This is a genomic window from Paraburkholderia sp. GW821-FHT02A12, from assembly GCF_059422005.1.
In genome coordinates this window covers 2946084-2965840 of record NZ_JBWKWA010000002.1, presented here as the reverse complement: position 1 = coordinate 2965840, position 19757 = coordinate 2946084, and the positions used below count along the sequence as shown (strand labels likewise).

Annotated in this window: 20 protein-coding genes and 2 pseudogenes; 11 read left to right on the top strand and 11 right to left on the bottom strand. The window is 62.3% G+C overall.

What is annotated here, in order from left to right; genetic code table 11:
- Nucleotides 1-298 precede the first annotated feature (298 nt).
- Both AC07WT_RS34830 and AC07WT_RS34825 read left to right on the top strand, forming a co-directional pair.
- On the top strand, nucleotides 299-1885 hold the full coding sequence (locus AC07WT_RS34830; protein ID WP_494950464.1) for an aldehyde dehydrogenase (NADP(+)): 1587 nt from the start codon (nucleotides 299-301) through the stop codon (nucleotides 1883-1885).
- 59 nt (nucleotides 1886-1944) lie between these two features.
- Nucleotides 1945-2142, top strand: coding sequence for an IS4 family transposase (locus tag AC07WT_RS34825; RefSeq protein WP_494950463.1), 198 nt, complete (start codon nucleotides 1945-1947; stop codon nucleotides 2140-2142).
- A 144-nt stretch (nucleotides 2143-2286) separates the two neighbouring features.
- Here AC07WT_RS34825 and AC07WT_RS34820 read toward each other — a convergent pair whose 3' ends face one another.
- Complete coding sequence (locus AC07WT_RS34820) at nucleotides 2287-2871, bottom strand: hemerythrin domain-containing protein (protein WP_494950462.1); 585 nt, start codon at nucleotides 2869-2871, stop codon at nucleotides 2287-2289.
- A gap of 613 nt (nucleotides 2872-3484) precedes the next feature.
- Here AC07WT_RS34820 and AC07WT_RS34815 point away from each other — a divergent pair.
- The 3 genes from AC07WT_RS34815 to AC07WT_RS34805 all read left to right on the top strand — a co-directional run bounded on the left by AC07WT_RS34815 (nucleotide 3485) and on the right by AC07WT_RS34805 (nucleotide 5529).
- Nucleotides 3485-3958 (top strand): hypothetical protein, encoded by a 474-nt coding sequence (locus tag AC07WT_RS34815; RefSeq protein WP_494950461.1) that lies wholly within the window; start codon nucleotides 3485-3487, stop codon nucleotides 3956-3958.
- 173 nt (nucleotides 3959-4131) lie between these two features.
- Entirely contained in the window at nucleotides 4132-4269 is a 138-nt protein-coding gene (locus AC07WT_RS34810) for a hypothetical protein (protein ID WP_494950460.1), read from the top strand.
- 3 nt (nucleotides 4270-4272) lie between these two features.
- On the top strand, nucleotides 4273-5529 hold the full coding sequence (locus AC07WT_RS34805) for an MFS transporter (protein ID WP_494950459.1): 1257 nt from the start codon (nucleotides 4273-4275) through the stop codon (nucleotides 5527-5529).
- 252 nt (nucleotides 5530-5781) lie between these two features.
- On the opposite strand, the gene AC07WT_RS34800 is transcribed toward AC07WT_RS34805, so the two are convergent.
- The 8 genes from AC07WT_RS34800 to AC07WT_RS34765 all read right to left on the bottom strand — a co-directional run bounded on the left by AC07WT_RS34800 (nucleotide 5782) and on the right by AC07WT_RS34765 (nucleotide 14028).
- Nucleotides 5782-7152: a TolC family protein gene (locus AC07WT_RS34800; RefSeq protein ID WP_494950458.1), complete on the bottom strand. Its 1371-nt coding sequence runs from the start codon at nucleotides 7150-7152 to the stop codon at nucleotides 5782-5784.
- Nucleotides 7153-7184: 32 nt separating this feature from the next.
- A complete protein-coding gene (locus AC07WT_RS34795; protein WP_494950457.1) occupies nucleotides 7185-7394 on the bottom strand; it encodes a YgaP family membrane protein in 210 nt (69 codons plus the stop codon).
- Between the two features lie 19 nt (nucleotides 7395-7413).
- On the bottom strand, nucleotides 7414-10608 hold the full coding sequence (locus tag AC07WT_RS34790; RefSeq protein ID WP_494950456.1) for an efflux RND transporter permease subunit: 3195 nt from the start codon (nucleotides 10606-10608) through the stop codon (nucleotides 7414-7416).
- A gap of 22 nt (nucleotides 10609-10630) precedes the next feature.
- Nucleotides 10631-11620 (bottom strand): efflux RND transporter periplasmic adaptor subunit, encoded by a 990-nt coding sequence (locus AC07WT_RS34785; RefSeq protein ID WP_494950455.1) that lies wholly within the window; start codon nucleotides 11618-11620, stop codon nucleotides 10631-10633.
- Nucleotides 11621-11733: 113 nt separating this feature from the next.
- Nucleotides 11734-12474 (bottom strand): carboxypeptidase-like regulatory domain-containing protein, encoded by a 741-nt coding sequence (locus AC07WT_RS34780; RefSeq protein WP_494950454.1) that lies wholly within the window; start codon nucleotides 12472-12474, stop codon nucleotides 11734-11736.
- 360 nt (nucleotides 12475-12834) lie between these two features.
- On the bottom strand, nucleotides 12835-13260 hold the full coding sequence (locus tag AC07WT_RS34775) for a DUF6691 family protein (protein WP_494950453.1): 426 nt from the start codon (nucleotides 13258-13260) through the stop codon (nucleotides 12835-12837).
- A 1-nt stretch (nucleotide 13261) separates the two neighbouring features.
- Nucleotides 13262-13696, bottom strand: coding sequence for a YeeE/YedE family protein (locus AC07WT_RS34770; RefSeq protein ID WP_494950452.1), 435 nt, complete (start codon nucleotides 13694-13696; stop codon nucleotides 13262-13264).
- On the bottom strand, nucleotides 13693-14028 hold the full coding sequence (locus AC07WT_RS34765) for a metalloregulator ArsR/SmtB family transcription factor (protein WP_494950451.1): 336 nt from the start codon (nucleotides 14026-14028) through the stop codon (nucleotides 13693-13695). The genes AC07WT_RS34770 and AC07WT_RS34765 overlap by 4 nt, the downstream gene beginning before the upstream one ends.
- 78 nt (nucleotides 14029-14106) lie before the next feature.
- Here AC07WT_RS34765 and AC07WT_RS34760 point away from each other — a divergent pair, with 78 nt between their 5' ends.
- Entirely contained in the window at nucleotides 14107-14967 is an 861-nt protein-coding gene (locus AC07WT_RS34760) for an MBL fold metallo-hydrolase (RefSeq protein ID WP_494950450.1), read from the top strand.
- An 80-nt stretch (nucleotides 14968-15047) separates the two neighbouring features.
- Here the strand turns inward: AC07WT_RS34760 and AC07WT_RS34755 are convergent.
- Nucleotides 15048-15161 (bottom strand): annotated as a pseudogene (locus tag AC07WT_RS34755) (c-type cytochrome); the annotation flags it as partial.
- A gap of 315 nt (nucleotides 15162-15476) precedes the next feature.
- Here AC07WT_RS34755 and AC07WT_RS34750 point away from each other — a divergent pair.
- The 4 genes and pseudogenes from AC07WT_RS34750 to AC07WT_RS34735 form a co-directional block, all read left to right on the top strand.
- Nucleotides 15477-15704 (top strand): annotated as a pseudogene (locus AC07WT_RS34750) (DUF1269 domain-containing protein); the annotation flags it as partial.
- 29 nt (nucleotides 15705-15733) lie between these two features.
- On the top strand, nucleotides 15734-16966 hold the full coding sequence (locus AC07WT_RS34745; protein ID WP_494950449.1) for a molybdopterin-dependent oxidoreductase: 1233 nt from the start codon (nucleotides 15734-15736) through the stop codon (nucleotides 16964-16966).
- 10 nt (nucleotides 16967-16976) lie between these two features.
- On the top strand, nucleotides 16977-17315 hold the full coding sequence (locus AC07WT_RS34740) for a c-type cytochrome (RefSeq protein WP_492591779.1): 339 nt from the start codon (nucleotides 16977-16979) through the stop codon (nucleotides 17313-17315).
- Nucleotides 17316-17356: 41 nt separating this feature from the next.
- Entirely contained in the window at nucleotides 17357-17560 is a 204-nt protein-coding gene (locus tag AC07WT_RS34735) for a hypothetical protein (protein ID WP_494950448.1), read from the top strand.
- Between the two features lie 169 nt (nucleotides 17561-17729).
- On the opposite strand, the gene AC07WT_RS34730 is transcribed toward AC07WT_RS34735, so the two are convergent.
- A complete protein-coding gene (locus tag AC07WT_RS34730) occupies nucleotides 17730-18041 on the bottom strand; it encodes a hypothetical protein (protein ID WP_494950447.1) in 312 nt (103 codons plus the stop codon).
- 149 nt (nucleotides 18042-18190) lie between these two features.
- Here AC07WT_RS34730 and AC07WT_RS34725 point away from each other — a divergent pair, with 149 nt between their 5' ends.
- On the top strand, nucleotides 18191-19420 hold the full coding sequence (locus AC07WT_RS34725) for a YncE family protein (protein ID WP_494950446.1): 1230 nt from the start codon (nucleotides 18191-18193) through the stop codon (nucleotides 19418-19420).
- Nucleotides 19421-19757: the final 337 nt, after the last annotated feature.

Here is a 19757-nt window from a genome sequence, read left to right as displayed (position 1 = left end):
AAATGATGCTTCTGTTCGCGCTGGGGCCGTGTAACACACGCATGTCAACGGCGTGAAAGGTGATGGCGCCAGCGCGATCCATGGCACCCAGACGAAGGCGGTTGAGACTGGCAATCGCCTCGCCTTCAAGTGCTCAGAACGCCTTGTCTTCAGGCGACCATATCTCGAGCGTGCGGCCTCGCCGCGAGGTTATCAGTGAGTCGTAAAAGTTATCACCTCATGGAAAGGTTTCATTATTCAAACCGGCTATCGCGCACGTATAGTTGGCTCAATTCGAATAAAGGAGACTGCTTCCATCATGCAGATTTCGGGCAATCTACTCATTGGCCAACATACCGTGCGCGGTTCGAATGGTTCGATCAGGGCCGTCAATGCGTCCACTGGCGCTTTGCTGGAGCCTTCGTTTGGCGGTGCGGCTTTAGCCGACCTCGACGCCGCATGCGCGCTCGCGTGGGCCGCGTTCGATTCCTATCGCGAGAGCGCGCTTGAAGATCGAGCACGCTTTCTCGAAGCGATCGGGCAAAATATCCTCGACCTCGGCGATGATCTGATCGAGCGTTGCGTCATGGAGAGCGGCCTGCCGCGTGTCCGTATCGAGGGCGAACGCGGCCGTACGGTGGGCCAGTTGCGGATGTTCGCAAGCGTCGTTCGCTCAGGCGATTTTCTGGGCGTTCGCATCGACCCCGCACAGCCGGAGCGCAAACCGTTGCCTCGCGTTGATTTGCGGTTGCGGTATGTCGGTGTGGGCCCGGTGGCGGTATTCGGCGCGAGCAACTTTCCGCTGGCATTCTCGGTGGCAGGCGGCGATACGGCTTCGGCGCTCGCCGCAGGGTGCCCGGTGATTGTCAAAGCCCATTCGGCGCATCCAGGGACCTCCGAGATGGTGGGCATGGCCGTGCAGAAAGCGGTGAAGAATTGTGGCGTGCCCGAAGGGACATTCTCGTTGCTGTTCGACAGTGGCCGCGAGATCGGCCAGACACTGGTGAGCGACCATCGGATCAAGGCGGCGGGCTTTACTGGCTCGCGAGGCGGCGGCACGGCGCTGATGAAGCTTGCGGCAGCCCGCAAGGAACCCATTCCCGTGTATGCCGAAATGAGCAGTATCAATCCGGTGCTGCTGTTTCCGGCAGCACTAAAAAACCGTGCGGAGGCCGTCGGCCGCGCTTTTGCCGCGTCGCTCGTACTTGGGGCAGGCCAGTTCTGTACGAATCCAGGGCTGATCCTCGGGATTGACGGTCCACATCTCGACCGTTTTATCGACGCCGCCTCAACCGCGCTGTCTGATATGCCGGCGGCGACAATGCTCACGCCCAACATCCGCGACGCGTATCAGCGGGCGGTTGCCAAGGCTGCTGATCACCCGGAAGTGGCGATGCTCGCACGCGGCAAGGCACCCGTTGACGCAACCGAAGGTCAATCAGCGCTGTTTGCGACCACCGCCGAGGCGTTTCTCCGGCACGCCGAATTGCAGGAGGAAATCTTCGGTGCGTCATCGATGGTGGTGCGCTGTCCCGATCTTGCAACGATGCTGGAAGTGATCGAATCGCTGGAGGGCCAACTGACTTCGTCGCTGCACATCGACGAAGCCGATCATGCGGACGTTCGCGCCTTCTTGCCGGCTCTGGAGCGTCGTACGGGTCGCATTCTGGTGAATGGCTTCGGTACCGGGGTCGAAGTTGGACATGCGATGGTGCATGGCGGCCCTTATCCGTCAACCGCGGATGGACGATCCACCTCAGTTGGAAGTCTCGCGATAGAGCGATTCCTTCGACCTGTGAGCTACCAGGACGTGCCCGAAGCCTTGCTGCCCGACGCATTAAAGACAGCCAATCCCCTTGGCTTGAACCGCCGCATTGAAGGCAAGCTTCAACTGGCCGACCTCTGATCGACGCTATTGAATTTTTGCGAGAGCACTTGGGGGCGTAGTGCCTATCACCCGGCAAGATGGCTGACGACATCGCGTTGCGCCGGATGGAGCGCGGCGGTGTGACCTACCATGCCGGTGCTGCTCTGCGCGGATTCCCCGGACGCAAGGGCGCTGGTGAACCCAGCGCGAAGACACTGTGGATTGGCATGCAGCGTGTCATGGATGCGGCGATAACCATCCAGATCCTGCGCGACGGGTACGATACTTCTGTATGACGAGATGCCTAAAACCCTGGTTTAACTGATTTCGCAACAGCTTCCAAGTCGACGACCTGCGCCAGAACGTTATTCCACGGACGGGTGGGCCCGATGCTGTTGCATCGCTGATGCGCGTGAACAGCACCCTGTGGCCGGCGTCAATCAATGAGTGTCCGGTGGCTGGGCCAGCTCCTTTGACACCTGCGCGTCTAGAGCGATCTGCCTGCGAAGCGCCTCGAAGCGCTCCAGTACATTGTCTCCGAAAAGCGGATCGGGGCTAGCCGGTACGGCCGCATCGACTGCAGCCCAGTCCTGTTCTGTCAGCACCTGCGCAGCGCGAGGCATCAGGTCTCGCTCCTCAGTGGAAATGTGCTGACGATAATACACAAGATACGTCGCCGTGGCCGCCTCCAGAGCCGTGCGCGGGATTACAACATCTCCCGCGGCTTCATTGATGCGAATCAGGAGTTCATCGCCGGCCGTGGCGATCACGCGATGCTCCTGCAGAAGGCGGTTCACCACCATTTGAGTCCCGGGATCCCGTTCAGCAAGCCGCGCGTACGCAACATCCTCCCGCGGATGATGAACGCGATCGGAAAAATTCCGCATGTAGTAAAGGATATCGCCGATGAGAGCGTAATTCGGGTTCTCGCCCCGGCGGAGCTCAGCTACCTGTTCTTCCAGAATGTCGAGTAGCCGGGCGAAATTAATGTGCTCGGTGTGCCATACGGCAAGTGGGTCGGCCATGGCGTGCTCCATTGAAATGGATCAAGTACACGATAGACCGTCTGGACCAAAGCGCAAATGCATTCCTTGTAGCGCGGTCGACAGCGCCCAGCGCGATCAGTGCAATTGAAATGCTACTGGTTGCAACCCGAGAAGGACTGATACAGGTCAATCCACTGCGGCATCAGTGCGCGGAGATCCTGCTGGAACGGTCACTCAAGGAACTGCTACCCTAGTCGCAGCGAATGGCCGCTATCAAAAAACCAGGCGCTCGCAGTCGACCCATACAACTGCGCTCGCCTGGTCGGAATTGCTTGCGGCGCCGGCCCCCTTGACGGCTTCAGCCACGTCTCCAATTGGTTCGACGCATTACCGGAGAATGGCAACGAGCGGCCATCGTGCAGGCGCCAGCTCTAGTCTGAGTGGTGGCGCGCTCGACTCGGGAATTGATCGGCCGTTTGTGTTGCAGCGCAAAGTCCACGCGGAACTGATCTGTTATGGCAACAGCCCCGTGCGCCACCACACACCGCGTTCGGTGGCGCTCGTCCGGGCATGCTATCCGCGGTTGAGTTAGATCAAATCCGCCGCCGCCGGACGCGCGAACAATCAATCATGTGATTCGTCTGGAGCAGCCATGAACACTAAGCACAGTAAAAAGGGACACCTCGAAGCCGCAGCGTCGCATCACGAGCAGGCAGGGCGCTTCCACCGCGAGGCGTCGCGGCATTTCGAGGCGGGCAAAGACTTCGCCCACGCCGCACATCAGGCGATGATGGCGCACGGTCATGCGTTGCACGCCATCGACCGGACGAACGACGCCGCCAAACACAACCGCAGTGCGCCGCTGGTAGTGCCCCCACCTCCGGGTTCCGCCGAAAGCAGCACGACCGCGGCCCAGCATCACGCAATGGCAGCGGAGCTGCACGAGCAGGCGGTGCTGCATCTGCGCAGCGCCGCCAGGCACTTCGATCAAGACCGTGGCGCAGTCGCTCATGAGACGCAACTGGCGCTCTCCCTTGCGCTGCGTGCGTTGTCCCACAGCAACGAAGCGGCCAGGCAGCATGTCACGTCATCGCGCGATAGAGATCCGGTGACCGGCGCTGCATGAGATCGGCGCGAGTCGTCGTGCCTGAGCGTTCTCCGAGCTGGCGCTGCAGAGCTTGCGAGCGCCATTGTTGAAACGTCGGCCCTGCCCGATTAGTTTGTTGTGGCACTTCGGGGACCGAACCTTCGTGTCCTCGGGCAGCAAACCGTTTTGTTTCATCAGACGGAGCATCAGCCATGAAAGCACTCTTCATCCTGAACGGCCCGCCCTACGATAGCGAGCTGACCTACAGCGCATTGCGCCTCGCCAATGCGCTCGCGAAGCGGGAGCACAACGAAGTTCGCGCGCGAGCCAATCTGGGCGCGGAGGCTTGAGGCGTGGACACCGCATCGATCCATCTCGGGCTGCGTGAGAATCTCGGCCAGTTCTCGCTGCTGGTCATCGTCAATGCGTTTGTCGGCGCCATGGTCGGGCTGGAGCGCAGCATCCTGCCGGCCATCGCGGAACACGAGTTTCACATTGCGGCGAAGGCGGCAATCCTGTCCTTTATCGTCGTCTTCGGCGTCACCAAGGCACTGACCAACTATCTCGCGGGACGTCTGTCCGACCGCTTCGGTCGCAAGCACGTACTGGTGGCAGGGTGGTTGATCGCCATCCCGGTGCCGTTCGTGTTGATGTGGGCTCCGGCGTGGGATTGGGTCGTCGCCGCCAACGTGCTGCTGGGCATCAGCCAGGGGTTGACGTGGTCCACCACGGTGATCATGAAAATCGACCTGGTGGGGCCGAAGCAGCGCGGGCTGGCAATGGGGCTCAACGAATTCTCCGGCTACGTCGCTGTTGCCGGCAGCGCCCTGGCAACCGGCTGGATGGCCGCGCGTTTCGGGCTCCGGCCGGAACCCTTCTATCTCGGCGTCGGCTATGTCGTGGCCGGTCTTCTGTTGTCTGCGCTGAGCATTCGGGAGACCCGGCATTACGTCGCGCAGGAACTGCGCATGCATCAGGCTGCTGCGAACGGGGAACGCCTTAGCCAGGGGGAGATCTTCCGCCGTACGTCGCTGAGTGATCGCAACCTCTCCAGCGTCAGCCAGGCGGGGCTGGTCAACAACCTGAATGATGGCATGGCTTGGGGCTTGTTCCCCTTGGTATTCGCCGTCGCTGGCATGACGCTCGCCCAGATCGGCATCCTCGCCGCGATCTATCCGGCCGTCTGGGGCTGCACACAAATATTCACCGGCGCGCTATCTGATCGGATCGGCCGCAAATGGCTTATCGCTGGCGGGATGTGGGTGCAGGCGGCGGGCATCGCCATGACGGCATCGACGGCGCGTTTCGTAGGTTTCGGATTGGGAGGCGTCCTGCTCGGCATCGGTACGGCGATGGTCTATCCGACCCTGCTGGCCGCCATCGGCGATATCGCCCAGCCGAACTGGCGGGCTTCCGCCGTGGGCGTCTACCGGCTATGGCGCGATCTCGGCTACGCGATCGGCGCGCTACTGGCCGGCATTACCGCTGACTTGTTTGGCCTGGCGTCGGCACTATGGCTGGTGGCCGGCCTCACTGGCTTGTCCGGCGTGATTGCCGCGATACGCATGAGCGAGACGCTGGCCCGAACGAAAACCGGCGCAACAGTGTGAACGTCAGTTTGAGCTATCGCTTGTGCTGACAGTTGCTCAATGGCTGGAGAAGCCAATCCATGACCCAATGCCCGCTCGAGGTCGAAAGGCATTACGGTTGCGCCGAACTGCCTGACCTGCGCGCGGCGCTGTGCCGAAGCGTCTGCCGCGCTGGCAGGATGAGGCACGCTGGCCCCAACGATCGATATCGCAACCAGTGCTGCGCATGCCCGAATCGCCAGTGGAATAGCATGCCGGACGTGGCCTGCAGCGCTAGTGAAGAAAGGCATTGATCTGCGCCAGCTGCTGTTCATCGAGTTCGCCCGCCGCGGCCACGAGTCGCAATCGGCTCATCGCAACCTGATAGCGTGCCGCGGCGAGATCGCGCCGGGTGCTGAACAGCGCCTGCTGTGCGTTCAGTACGTCGATCGACGGCCGATCGCCCGCTTCGAAGCCAGTCCGATTCGCATCCAGTTGCAAGTCGGCCGAATGGGCCGCCTGCGTCAGCGCGATCACCTGCGCCTGGGTGCTGCGCAGACCGAGGAATGCCTGTCGAACCTGGCGCGCGACCATGACACGGGCGGCATCCTGGTCGAGATCCGCCTTCCTGAGCAGCGCGATGCTTTCGTCGTGCTTCGCGCTGCGCAACCCGCCTGTATAGAGCGGTATCGTTACCATGATGCCGATCACTGCACTGTTGCTACGCATTGAACTGTTGCCGCCGTAACCTGCGCCGTTCATCCGGTCGCCGATATACGACGCGAACGCATCGACCGTCGTGCCACCGCCCGGGCGGTAGCGGGAAGTCTCTTCATGCGCGATCTCGACGCCGAGCCTGCGCAGTTCAATCAACGGGTTGGTTGCCATCGCGCGTTCCTGCCAGTCGGCGAAATCGCCTGCCGCGATGGATTCGAGTGCGGATGACGCGGAGAGGTGCCGTAACGCGGTGTCGGGATCGCCCGTCAGATCGCTCAGTTCGGCGCGCTTGAGATCGAGATCGGTCTGTGTGGCGAGCATTTGCGCACCGGCCAGGTCGGCGCGGGCTTGCGCGTCGTTGACATCGGTAATTGCTGCGTCGCCGGCTGCGAACCGTGCCTGCGCGAGCGCGCGTGCTTCGAGCGCGGCATCGCGGATTGCCTTGAGCGCAGCGACATTGTCTTCTGCGAGCAGCACGTCAAAGTAAGACTGGGCAACCTGCAGAAGCAGCGTCTGCCGGGCGAGCCGCAGCGATGCATCACCCGCGTCGGCTGTCGTGTTCATCTGCTGCGCGGTCGCGCTCTTGTCGGCGCTGTAAAGATTCTGCTTGATCGTCACCGCCCAACCCGCACCCGTGGCGCCTGCGGCGCGCGTGTCGAATGAGATGCCGTTGCTCGAACCGAAGCCGCCGCCGGAGAAATGCGCGCCGGTCGTTTCCTGGTCCACCGTGCCGTAACGAACGTTGCCCGTGGCGAATACCTGCGGCAACAGGCCGGCCCGGCCTTGCTTGCGTTTGGTCGCGTCAGCCTGGTTCTGTGCGACTGCGGCGGCATAGACGGGATCATGCGCGAGCGCGCTCCGCGCCGCGCTCAGCAAGTCCGTTTCCGCACACGCGAGCGAACTCACCGTGCCGAGTACAGTCACCCACCAACGCGCGTTCCGTTTCATGATCGCCTCGGATCGAGGTGGCGGTGCGTAGTTCAGTCGCCGCCGCGCACGCCGAGCCTGCGCATGAAGATTTCCATCGGGCACCACCTGGTCAATCCGCTTTGCAGCAGATTGGCGCCGACGAACCCGGTCAACCACAGCCAGTACGCGCTGACATAGAGCGGGCTGGCCGATGCACCGATCGCAAGCGATATCAGGATCAGCGTGCCTGCGAAGACGCGGGTGATTTGCCAGGAGGTCATGTTGGGCTCCATAGAGGTATCAGGTGGAAAGGCGCCGCCGGTAGGCGGTGTAGTAGAGCAGGGGAATGACGACGAGCGTGAGCAGTGTCGACACCAGAATCCCAAAGATCAGCGACACCGCGAGCCCGTTGAAGATCGGGTCGTCGAGAATGAACAGCGCGCCAATCATCGCGGCGACCGCCGTCAGCAGGATCGGTTGCGCACGCGTGGCCGCCGAGTGGACGATCGCTTCCTTGAATGGCACACCGTCGGCAACCTGCAGGTTGATGAAGTCGACCAGCAGGATCGAGTTGCGCACGATGATTCCGGCGAGCGCGATCATTCCGATCATCGACGTCGCGGTGAACTGTGCGCGGAGCAGCGCGTGCCCAGGCATTACGCCGATGATCGTGAGCGGTATCGGCGCCATGATGATGAGCGGCGTCAGATAGGAGCCGAATTCTGCAACGACCAGCAGGTAGATCAGCAGGAGGCCCACTGCGTAGGCAATCCCCATGTCGCGGAAGGTCTCGTAGGTGACCTGCCATTCGCCATCCCACTTGATCGAAAAGGACCGGTACGGATCGTCGGGCTGCCGGATAAACCATTCGCCGAGCTTGCCGCCTCCCGGTACCCGCAGATCGGCCAGGCGGCCACGCATCGCGAACATGCCGTACAACGGGCTGTCAACCTTGCCGGCCATGTCTCCCACGACATAGACGACCGGCAGCAGATCCTTGTGATAGATCGGCTGCTCGATCTGGCTATCGCGCTGTCGGATCAGCTCTGCAAGCGGCACGAGTTGTCCCTGGCTGCCGCGGACCGTGAGCGCCAGCAGGGCGGACGCGTCGCCGGTCATCGACGTCGGCAATGCGAGCCGGACCGCAGCCGGATACTTGCTGCCGTCGTGCAGGTAAGTCACGTCGCTGCCGGACAACCCGGTGTACAGCGTGCCCGCCACGTCCTGCTGGGCGATACCCAGCAAACCGGCCTTGTGCCGGTCGAGTTCGAACTCGCGTTGCGGCGCGGGAGCGACGGTGCTGTCGTCGACATCGACGACCCCGGACGTGGCCGCGAAGATCTCCCGCACGCGGTGGCCGACACCGATGCGATCGCGCGCGTCGCCTCCGTATACTTCGGCGACGATCGGTGCGAGCACGGGCGGCCCCGGCGGCACTTCGACGACCTTGACGCGCGCACCATGGCGCCCGGCGATCTGCACGAGCGCGGGCCGCACCGAGGCGGCGATCAGGTGGCTTTGCCGGTCGCGCCGGGATTGATCGACCAGGTTCGCCTGGATATCGCCGATATTGCTCGCCGAGCGCAGGTAGTACTGCCTGACCAGGCCGTTGAAATTGATTGGCGCGGAAAGTCCTGCATACGCCTGATACGACGCCATCTCCGGCACGGTCGCCAGATAGGCGCCCATTTCGTGCAGCACCGCGGCGGTGCGTTCGAGCGGTGTGCCCGCCGGCATGTCGACGACAACCTGGAACTCCGATTTGTTGTCGAATGGCAGCATCTTCAGCACGACCCATTGCAGTGCCGGCAGGGACAGCGAGACCGCGATCGCGCATGCGATGCCGAGCCACAGAAAGCGCCGGTTGCGTGCGCCCCGAACGTCGTCGAGAAACGGTGCGAACACTTTGCCGAAGAGCGCTTCGAGCTTTGTCCGCAATCCCGTTTGGGCCTTGTGCTGTGCGCGCCCCAGCCAGATTCGAGACAGCCACGGCGTGACCACGAAGGCGACCGACAGCGAGATCGCCATCCCCATGCTCGCGTTGATCGGAATCGGGCTCATATAAGGCCCCATCAAGCCGGTGACGAAGGCCATTGGCAGCAGCGCGGCGATCACCGTCAGTGTCGCGAGGATGGTCGGCCCGCCCACCTCATCGACCGCGCGCGGGATGACCGCGGTAAGCGGCGCCTCAGGCTGCAGCAGGCGATGCCTGTGAATGTTCTCAACCACGACGATCGCGTCGTCTACCAGAATGCCGATCGACAGGATCAGCGCGAACAGCGACACGCGATTGAGCGTGAAGCCCCACGCCCATGACGCAAACAGCGTGGTCGTCAAGGTGAGGACGACTGCCGCACCCACGATCGCCGCTTCGCGCCAGCCCAGCGCGAAAAGAACCAGCACGACAACCGACGTCGTCGCGAACGCCAGTTTCTCGATCAGTTTCATCGCCTTCGCATTGGCGGTGATCCCATAGTCGCGCGCCACGTCGATCCTGACGTCGCCGGGGATGACGGTATTGCGCAGTTGCTCGACGCGCCGCAGCACATTCTTCGCCACCGTCACCGCGTTCTCACCGGGCTTCTTCGTGATCGTCACGGCGATGGCCGGGTACTCCGCCGGATGTGCGCCTGCCAACCCTTCCCATACGTAGCGGGTCGCAGCGGGTTGGCCGTCGCGCACGGTCGCGACATCCGAGACGAATACCGGCCGTCCTGCGCGCACAGCGACGATCAGGTCGCCGACTTCGCGCGCACTGCCAAGAAGCGGTCCGCTTTCGATGTGAAGATTTCCGTTGTCCCGGATGAGGTCGCCGACAGAGGCTCCGGCATTGGCCGCGATCAGCATGCGGCCCAGATCGTCGACCGTAACGCCCGCAGCGCGCATACGCGCGGGATCGAGCAGTACATTGACCGCGCGCTGCGGTCCGCCCACTGTCACGACTTCGCGCGTGCCCGGCACGCGCTTGAGTTCGCTTTCGACAGAATGGCCGACCCGCTCGAGATCGAATGCGTTTCCATCGGGGCGAGTGGAATACAGCGTCAGCACGACAATGGGCACGTCGTCGATGCCCTTGGGTTTGATGAGCGGCGGCAGCACGCCGAGATTCTTCGGCAGCCAGTCCTGGTTGGAAAACACCGTGTCGTACAGGCGCACCAGAGCTTCCGTGCGCGGCACCCCTACCTTGAATTGCACGGTGAGGACGGCAAGTCCCGGGCGTGACACCGACATCACGTGCTCGATGCCGTTGATTTGAGAGAGCACCTGCTCGGCGGGGCCCGCTACCATCTGCTCGACGTCGCGCGAACTTGCGCCCGGAAAGGGCACCAGCACGTTGGCCATCGTGACGTTGATCTGGGGTTCTTCCTCGCGCGGCGTCATCACCATCGCGAACAAACCCAGCAGCAACGCGACGAGAGCGAGCAGCGGGGTGATGCGGTTCTCCTGGAAGAATGCCGCGATGCGACCGGAGATGCCGGGTCGGGTAGAGGGCATCGTCATAGTCTCGCGCTGCCGGCTACCGCTGTGCGGCTGCCGCCGCTGGGTCGAGTGCGATACGTTCCCCGCTGGACAACCCCGTCAGGATTTCGACGTGATCCCCGCGAGTCTCGCCAAGACGTACCTGGCGAAGGGTGGCCTTGCCGTTTTCGCCCACGACATAGACCGCTGTCACTTCCGTGTGCCGCACAACGGCGGCGAGTGGCACCATCAACCTCGCGCGCTGTGCACCGACCGGAAAGTAGGCGCGGGCAAACATGCCCGGCCGTGCTTCGTTCGCGGTGGGCGGCAGTGTCAGACGGATCTGCACCGTGTGGCTAAGCGGGTCCGCGACCGGCAGGACGGTGACCGACACCGCGGTTTGCCAGCGTTGCCCGTCGGGGAGATCCGGGAGTTCCACTCGCACTGATGCGTTGCTGCGCAGGCCTGCCACCTGAGATTGCGGCACCGTCGCTACTGCGCGCAGCGCTGCGGGGTCGAAGAGCGTGAGCAAAGGTGCGCCAGGCGTGGCCATCGTACCGAGTTCCACATCGACGCTGGCAATGGTGCCCGCATAGGGCGCGGCAATGCTGTGCAACGTGGGTTCGACTGCCACCGCGCGGGCTTCGGCCTGTCTCGCGAGCGCTGTTGCTGAAGAGGCTTTATAGCGTGCCTGCGCGCGATCCAGCGCTGCCTGGCTCACGTACTGCTTGCTGAACAGCGACTGGGTTCGTTCGAGATCTCGCTGCGCGACCTCGCGTTCGGCGCGCGCCGCCTCGACCTGTGCGCGAACGGCCTGCAGCTGTTGGTCCGCCGCACGCTGATCGATCGCGAGCAACGTTTGTCCGGCCTTTACGCGATCGCCTGCCTTCACGTTCAAAGCCGTTATGCGGCCCAGAACCTGGACGGCAATCGCTGTTTGCCGCATCGATTCGACTACTGCGTCGGCGACCAATTCGTCATGGACCGGTGCAGTTTCAACGACGGCCGTGGATAGCCCTTCGGCACAAGCGGATGTCGAAGCGAGCATGCAGCATGCGGCAAGCAGCAGCCGCCATCGAGCCGGACGTTGCATAACGGCCAGATCGGCCGGGAGCGTGCGCAGGGCAGATGCGGGACCGGTACAGGCCAGTATGCGCGAGGTCACTGGGAGGAGGCCGGCCGTGCTGCTGGCCAATTCAGTGTGAGGCGGACGCCGCCGTGCGCCGGCACGACGATTGTCCGCGTGCGTTTCAGGCCATCGGAGGTTGCGACCAGGCGATAGTGACCGGGCGGAATCTGCGCAAATAGATAAGGGCCTTCCGAAACGGCGGTGAAGACGAGCGCACCATCCGGTTTTAGCACCTGGACGGCCACACCCGACAGGTACTCACCGGAACTGGAAGCGAAGGTTGCCGCCATGCTGTAGCGGGATGCGGCGCCACGCAGCGCAGCAGCTTCATCGTCGCCGACCCCGCCCGTGACGAATGCGATACCGTGGTCGTATCCAACGGGCACGTCGCCGGCCGGCGCAGCGGCGCGTCCGTCCGGGTCAGCGCTGCCCGGTCCGCAACCCATGCCGCGCATCCCCATTTCAGCGCCGCCGCGCCCCATCATTGGATTGCCGTTTTGCATACCGTGCGGCAGCACGATACCTTGCTCCTTCGCACGGTTGACCATCGTATCGTGCATGCGTTGCGCGATGGCCTGGCGCTCCGCAGGTGTCGCGGCGCTGCGCATCTGCGTGCAGAATTCGACACGTTCGTCGGCGCTGAACAACTGGTAGGGCATCATGCCGCGCATTCCCGGAGCGGGCTGCGCCTGTGTGTCAAAGACTACCGTCGATGCAACGCATGCGAGTGCGAGCAGCGCGGCCCTCGACAGGCTGGAGAAAGATGTGGACATCGTGGATCCCTGTATCAATACCGCACTATGCATGCTTGATTCTGGGGTTGTCCGGCGCAATGCGCTTGATGTTGGTCAAGTAACCGCAATATGTTCGCTGTCCGCATGACTCCGGACAGTGTCAGGGCTCGCGCGCACGATGCAGTCCAGTCGAGTTTTCCGCGCTCGAGGTTGAGGTGACAGGGCGGTCTCGCCGACGGCAAAGCCGCAGCGTCGGTCGGGGCGGTGTGGCTTTGCCTGAACATAATCGAACGGTAACCCGCCGCCGCTATTACGGGCAGATCATCCGGCATCACCTGTCCCGCGCTTGAGCATTGCGCGTCGTGCTGCACGATTTGAACGGACGTTGGCGTCTCCTGATCAGTTTCGCTTGGGGTTGCGCTGCTCTAGCAGCGTGAAAATCGCCATGCCCAGCAGCATCGCGGCGACAAACAGCCACGCCCCAGGCTGGCCGCTGCCGGCGCTGACTAGCGCGGGACCGGGACAGAAGCCCGCCAGCCCCCAACCGGCGCCGAATAGCAGGCTGCCGCCGATCAGACGGCGGTCTATCTGCTTTACCGCAGGCAATTGCATCGGCATGCCGAGCACGCTGTGCCTGCGGCGGCGAGCGATGCCAAATGCCATGCTGCCCACGAGGATCGCCCCAGCCATTACGAAGGCGAGGGAGGGGTCCCAGCGGCCCGCGAGGTCCAGAAAACCCAATACTTTCGCCGGGTTCGACATCCCGGAAACAATCAGGCCGATACCAAACAAGAGACCGGCGATCAATGCGTTAACAATCAGCATGTCAAATTTTCACTAAATGACGGCTGACCAGCACCGTCAAGAATCCCGCGGCCATAAATGCAATCGTGGCGACGACGGAGCGCACAGAGCCACGGGAGATGCCACATACGCCATGACCGCTCGTGCAGCCCGACGCGTATCGCGTGCCGATGCCGACAAGCAGTCCGGCAAGTACCAATATCGGCGGTGAGGCACTGACGGTGGCTGCCGGCAAGGGGGCCACGAGTCGGAACGCCCACGGGGCGAGAAACATGCCGCCAGTGAATGCAACACGCCATGCCCGTTCGCCGCGGCCTGCGTGTAACAGACCACCCAGGATCCCGCTGATCCCGGCGATGCGGCCGCTACCGAGTACAAATAGCGCGGAAGCTAGGCCAATGACGAGACCGCCGGCCAACGCAGTGGCCGGGCTGAAATGCGCGAGGTCAAGGGTCATTTGCCACGCATCCTGAGCTTTCCGCAGTAGAGACCCGAGAGCGTCTGCATGATCTGAATGACTTCGTCGCTGGCGAGGCTGTAATAGATGTACTTGCCCTCGCGCCGGGTCGCGACCAGACCTTCTTCCCGAAGCACGCCAAGGTGTTGCGACAGGCTTGGTTGATGCACGCCAACCAGTTCTTCAAGTTCGCCGACATTGCATTCGCCCTCAGTCAGTTGGCACAACAGCAGCAGGCGATCCTCCTGGGCGAGCGCCTTCAGAAGCGCGCACGCTTTGGTCGCAGATTCCCGCAAAGCGGCGCGGGCTCGAGGGGTGAGAGATTCGTTCATATGTTAAGGGTAACGATACATTGACAAACAGTATATAAAAAAATAATATGTGTTTCAAGATATGGATTGGAGTCCGTGATGCAACCCATCGTAGAACCCTTCTTTGATCCGGCCACGTCTACCGTGACCTATGTCGTCCACGCGGGTGAGGGCTCGGCTTGCGCGGTAATCGATCCGGTGCTCGACTACGATCCGAGATCCGGACGCACATCCACTGCGTCTGCGGATCGCGTGGTTGCGTTTGTAAGGGCGCATGGACTTCGGCCGGAATGGCTGCTTGAGACGCACGCGCACGCCGATCACCTGTCGGCAGCACCGTATCTGAAAGGGCTAATCGGTGGAAAGATCGCAATCGGAGAGAATATCCGGCTCGTGCAAAGTGTATTCAAGCGGATCTTCAATATCGGTGTGGAGCTGCCTCCCGACGGCCGACAGTTTGATCATCTGTTTGCGGCCGGCGAAACGTTCTCCATCGGCGCGCTGACCGCGCGTGCCTTGCACGTGCCGGGTCATACGCCAGCCGATATGGCCTATCAGATCGGCGATGCGGTATTCGTCGGCGACACGCTGTTCATGCCGGACGTTGGCTCGGCCCGCTGCGATTTTCCTGGCGGCGATGCGCATGTGCTTTATGGGTCGGTTCGCAAGCTGCTTGCATTGGCGCCGGACACGCGTCTTTTCATGTGCCACGATTACCCGCCGGAATCGCGCGGCCCACAATGGCAGACTACCGTGGCGGAGCAGCGCCACAGCAACGTTCATCTGCACGATGGCGTGTCAGAAGCGGATTTCGTCGCCATGCGCACTGCACGGGATCGCACGTTGGCAATGCCCACGCTGATCCTGCCGGCAATCCAGATCAATATCCGGGCAGGGGCGATGCCCGCACCGGAGGATAACGAAGTCAGTTACCTCAAGATTCCGTTGAACGCGCTCTGACACCATCAGGCTTGTGGTTGGGCTGTTGTCATCGCGGCGAGCCTACGCGAAATCGTTCCGCTGGGGGCGGGCGGCATAGTCTACGGGCTTCCCAGCACCTGTCCGTTGACCGTCTGGCCATACATCGAGTATGGCGAGTCATGGTATTTCGCACGAGTTGCCTCGACCGACCCAGCAAAACGTGGATCCTGCGGAGTCGGCGCTGCTGCGTCGGATTGTTTGACGTCCGCTGCGCACGTAGTCAGGCTCGCTGCGCCAGGAAGCGCAAGACAGACCCCCTGATAGATCGGGAGGCAGATCCTCATTGCCCGCTCCCGTCTCTCGCTCAGCTTTTCCGTACCACGGCTGACAGCGGGTTCCAGCCGGGTCGGCGCGCCTCAGGAATTTGGACCGGATTGCGACTATATTGAATAACGCAACGCCGTCGCGCCTCGCTGGCGGGGACGTGATGCGCAGTGACCGGCGACGCGGCGGCCAGTGTTGCGGGTATCCCCGATAGGAGGCGCGAGATGCGGCGCATATATTTCCTGTTGCCTAACGTGCAGAGTGCGAAGGACATCATCGACGAACTGTTGCTCAAACGGATCGAGTGGCGACACATCCATGTGCTTGCCCGTCCCGGCTTACCGCTCGAAGACCTGCCGGAAGCGACCCTTGTGCAGCGCAGCGACCTGCTGCCCGCGCTTGCACGAGGCACTGCAGTGGGTGGCGTGACGGGAATGCTGGCCGGGCGGGCGCGCTTCAACAGGTAGCGCAGGAGACCACAATGAGCGACGAATACGGTGCGAAGCGCCGGCAGTTGATGCGTGCGCTGTCGGCAGGCGGCCTGATGGGGTTGGGCGGGAGCTGGGCGTACCGTTCCTGGGCCGCCAACGCCGTGACGCTGCCATTCGAAAATGGTTTGCGGGAGTTGACGAGCGCTTTTCCGCAGAAGGGCGAGATGCTGCTCCTGCGAAGCCGGCCGCCGTTGCTCGAGACACCGTTTTCCGTGTTCGACGACGGCGTGTTCACGCCGAACGACCGGTTCTTCGTGCGCTGGCATCTGTCCAGCATTCCGACCCGCGTCGATGGCGCGGCCTTCCGGCTGGTGGTCCACGGATTGGTCGGCCGCGAACTCAGCCTGAGCCTCAGCGACATCATGCGCGGCTTTCCTCGCGTCGAAGTGGCTGCGGTGAACCAGTGCGCGGGCAACTCCCGAGGCTTCTTCAAGCCGCGCGTCGCAGGCGGAGAGTGGGGCAACGGCGCAATGGGCAATGCATTGTGGACCGGCGTGCGGCTCAAGGATATCCTCGATCGGGCCGGGGTCAAGGCGGGCGCCGTTCAGGTCCGCTTCAACGGTCTCGACGAGGGGGTGAGCGCCGCGACGCCCGACTTCATCAAAACACTCAATGTTGACCATGCCCGCGACGGCGAAGTTATCGTCGCGTATGGGATGAACGGCCAGCCGCTGCCGCTCCTGAACGGATTTCCCCTGCGGCTCGTGGTGCCCGGCTGGTATTCGACATACTGGATGAAGATGCTGAACGACATCGAGGTCATTGACCGGCCGGACGAGAACTTCTGGATGGCCAAGGCCTACCAGATTCCCGATACACCTCACGCGAATGTCGAGCCCGGGCAGACTGGTGTGAAGACAGTTCCCATCAACCGGATGGTGCCGCGGTCATTCTTCACCAATCTCGGTGACGGCTCAGTGCTGCCTATGGCGCAAATGACGACGGTCAGGGGCATCGCGTTCGGCGGCGACACGGGTGTGCGGAAGGTGCTGTTTTCCGCCGACGGCGGTGCTTCCTGGGCGTCGGCGCGCCTCGAAAAGAACTTTGGAAAATACAGTTTTCGCCGCTGGGACGCGCCGTTTACGCCGCGTCGCGCTGGCCAGTATGTACTGAAGGTGAAGGCCGTGAACAGCGATGGAATCGAACAGCCCGACACCCCCAACTGGAACGCCGGCGGCTACATGCGCAATGTCGTCGAATCAGCGACCGTGGTCGCCGCATGAGGAGAGCATCATGAAAGCGTCTGCTGCGGTCCTGCTGATATGGGTAAGTTGTGCGTGGGCGTCCGCCTTGGCCGGGCCGGACACGGTTGGCAGCACGGCGATCCGGACCGTCGACGTCCGGCTGCCCAATGGGGCAGCGACGTTTCCGCCTGGCAATGGGTCAGATCTCGCGAACTCGCAATGCGTGATCTGTCACTCCGCTGGAATGATCACCCGGCAGCCACCGCTGTCGTTTCAGGAGTGGAAGGCGGAGGTGAGCAAGATGCGCGCGGTCTACGGCGCCCCGCTGGCTGCCGATCAGATTGATCAGATCGCACAGTATCTGACGGCGATTAATGGAAAACCGTAGGTCAATTGCACCGGTGCAGGTGCAGGCGCGGTAAAGCCAGCATGCCGCCGCTGGACAGCGAACTGTCCGGCGGCGGATGTTCGGCCGGCGCCACCTCGAAAAAGGATGTGGCCATCGATTTCGATAGCGGCCTCGAACCGACATTCAGATCGATCGCCGTTACCGATGCGCAGGTCAAGTCGCTGATGAACCGCCATGAAGTGATTGATCCGTCGAACAAGGCGCAGCGATCGCACGCGGGATAACCCCTAAGGCGCACGCCGATGACCGTCTTGCCCATCCTGTCACGGTTTCTTCCTTTACCTTAACAAGATCATTAGCTCGGAGATAACGAATTCCCGCCGGGCGTAATTGAACCGATGCTGCTCGCACCATAGACTCGATTCAAGTTTCCAGCGAGAGTGGTATGTCCCATCAAAGTCCGTCCCATTCCGGCTCGGCCACCCGCCTCGCGGAAAAACATCGCCGACTGCCGCCCATCGGTTCGATCACGGATGACGTGGTATTGCCGATCGACTGAATCGTGGGTGTCGTTCGAAACCTGATTTCGCCGGGCGATATGGGAGTTCGCCAGATCACAAAACGCCAGCGAATTCTTGCTACATCAGCATCCCCGGTCTTCTCTAACGCCGCCTCGCCGGTGTCTGCTTCGGGGCACCCGTAGCAGACATATGGAAGTTGAAATTTGTCGCCGAAAAGCGGATACGTGTCGGCAGCTTCGGCCATTATCGCGAACGCCGACCCAGGAAAGCGACAGTAGTGAGCACATGGATACGTTGCATATCTCGTATCCGTAAGCAAGGTTCCGCGCTTGCTCCGGACGCGCACCGCGCGTGCGGTCATCCAGTGAGTAACGAGAATATAGGAGATATAAGATGCACAGGTCAGCATGGGTAAAGGCTTCGGTCGTATGCGCGGTGTTTGCGCTGGCCGGTTGTGGCGGCAATGATAAGTTGGAAACAGGACCACACTTTGTCGCCGACATTGCGGTACCGAACGTGAAAGCAGGGGGCAATTTTTCGTTCGATATCGGCACCACGAACGGCAACCGCTACTATTTCACCGATCGCAATAACGCCGCTCTGGACGTGATAGATATTCCGACCAAGACCTTTGTCAAGTCGATCCAGGGCAGCGGGAATCTCGCATTCGCAGGTCTTAGGCCGGGCTCGAATTCGACGTCCGGGCCCGATGGCGCAACGCCGGTCGGCAACCTCATCTATACCGGTGACGTCAACTCCGTGAAAATCGTCGATCCTGCTGCGGGCGCCGTGCTCACCAGCATCCCTGTCAGCGCCACGGGCGTGCGGGCGGACGAGGGTTGTCTCGACTCGACGCACGGCATCTTCATGATCTCCAGTCCCGAAGAGCCGACGCCCTTCGCGACGTTCATCAGCACAACCACTCAAAGTGTGATCGCGAAAGTCACCTTCACGGACGCGGCCGGTCAACCCACTGCGGGGCTGGAGGCGTGCGTGTACGACGCGGCGAGTGACAACTTCTATGTCAACGTCGATGGAAGCACTGCAAATCCGCATGGCGAACTGGTCAAGCTGCCCGGCGCAGCGATTCGCGCAATACCGTCCGGGACGACGCAGAATTACACGGCCCTTGCGGGTGTAGCGATCTACGCGGAAGGCAATTGCGATCCGACTGGTCTTGCGCTGGGGCCGGGCACCGACATCGCCGTTGGGTGCCGCGAGGCGACTACAGGCTCGCCACTGTTGATGCAAATCTTCAACCGGGCAAGCGGCGCGCTCGTCGCTTCACTTAACGCGGGCGGCGGCGATCAACTCGAATACGACGCCGCGACGAACCGATACTACAACGCGACAAGCCGGTGGACTGCATCGGGCAACGCTTCAGCGAACGGAACGTGCACCGCGGCGTCGCCGTGCAAACCGATGCTCACGATCGTCGACGCTGGCTCGCGTAGCGTTACGGCGCGGCTGAACACCGGCAACAATGCGCATTCGGTCGCGATTGATCCCGCAACTGGGCTCGTCTTTGTTCCCTACTCTTCTGCCACCGCACCGGCGGGTTGTCCTGACTGCGCATCGAACGGGTTTGTCAACGGAGGGGTATCTGTGTTTGCCGCCCGATAGCAGCACGGCAAGCGGGCGATCAATATAGCCGGGGCTGGAGCGCTATCAGGCGTCCAGATCCCGGCCACCTGAGGTCGCCCGGAACGCAGTGTGCGTCGGCGGTTCAAGCCAGGCTGCAGCGGCGGGAGTCGGGGCCCTTTGAGAGTGGCGTCGCTCGACAATGCGAGCCGTGGTTCTGCATGAGCGTCGACGACGCGCGACCGGAATGGACCACAGTGCCTCACGGCTAACGAGCTTTTCGTGAGGCGGGCGCTCTGACGAAGAGGCGTTCTAGTGAATGCGGGATTAACGCTATATGTCAGAAGCGGAGGCGAGCCGATAATCGTCGAATCAGATC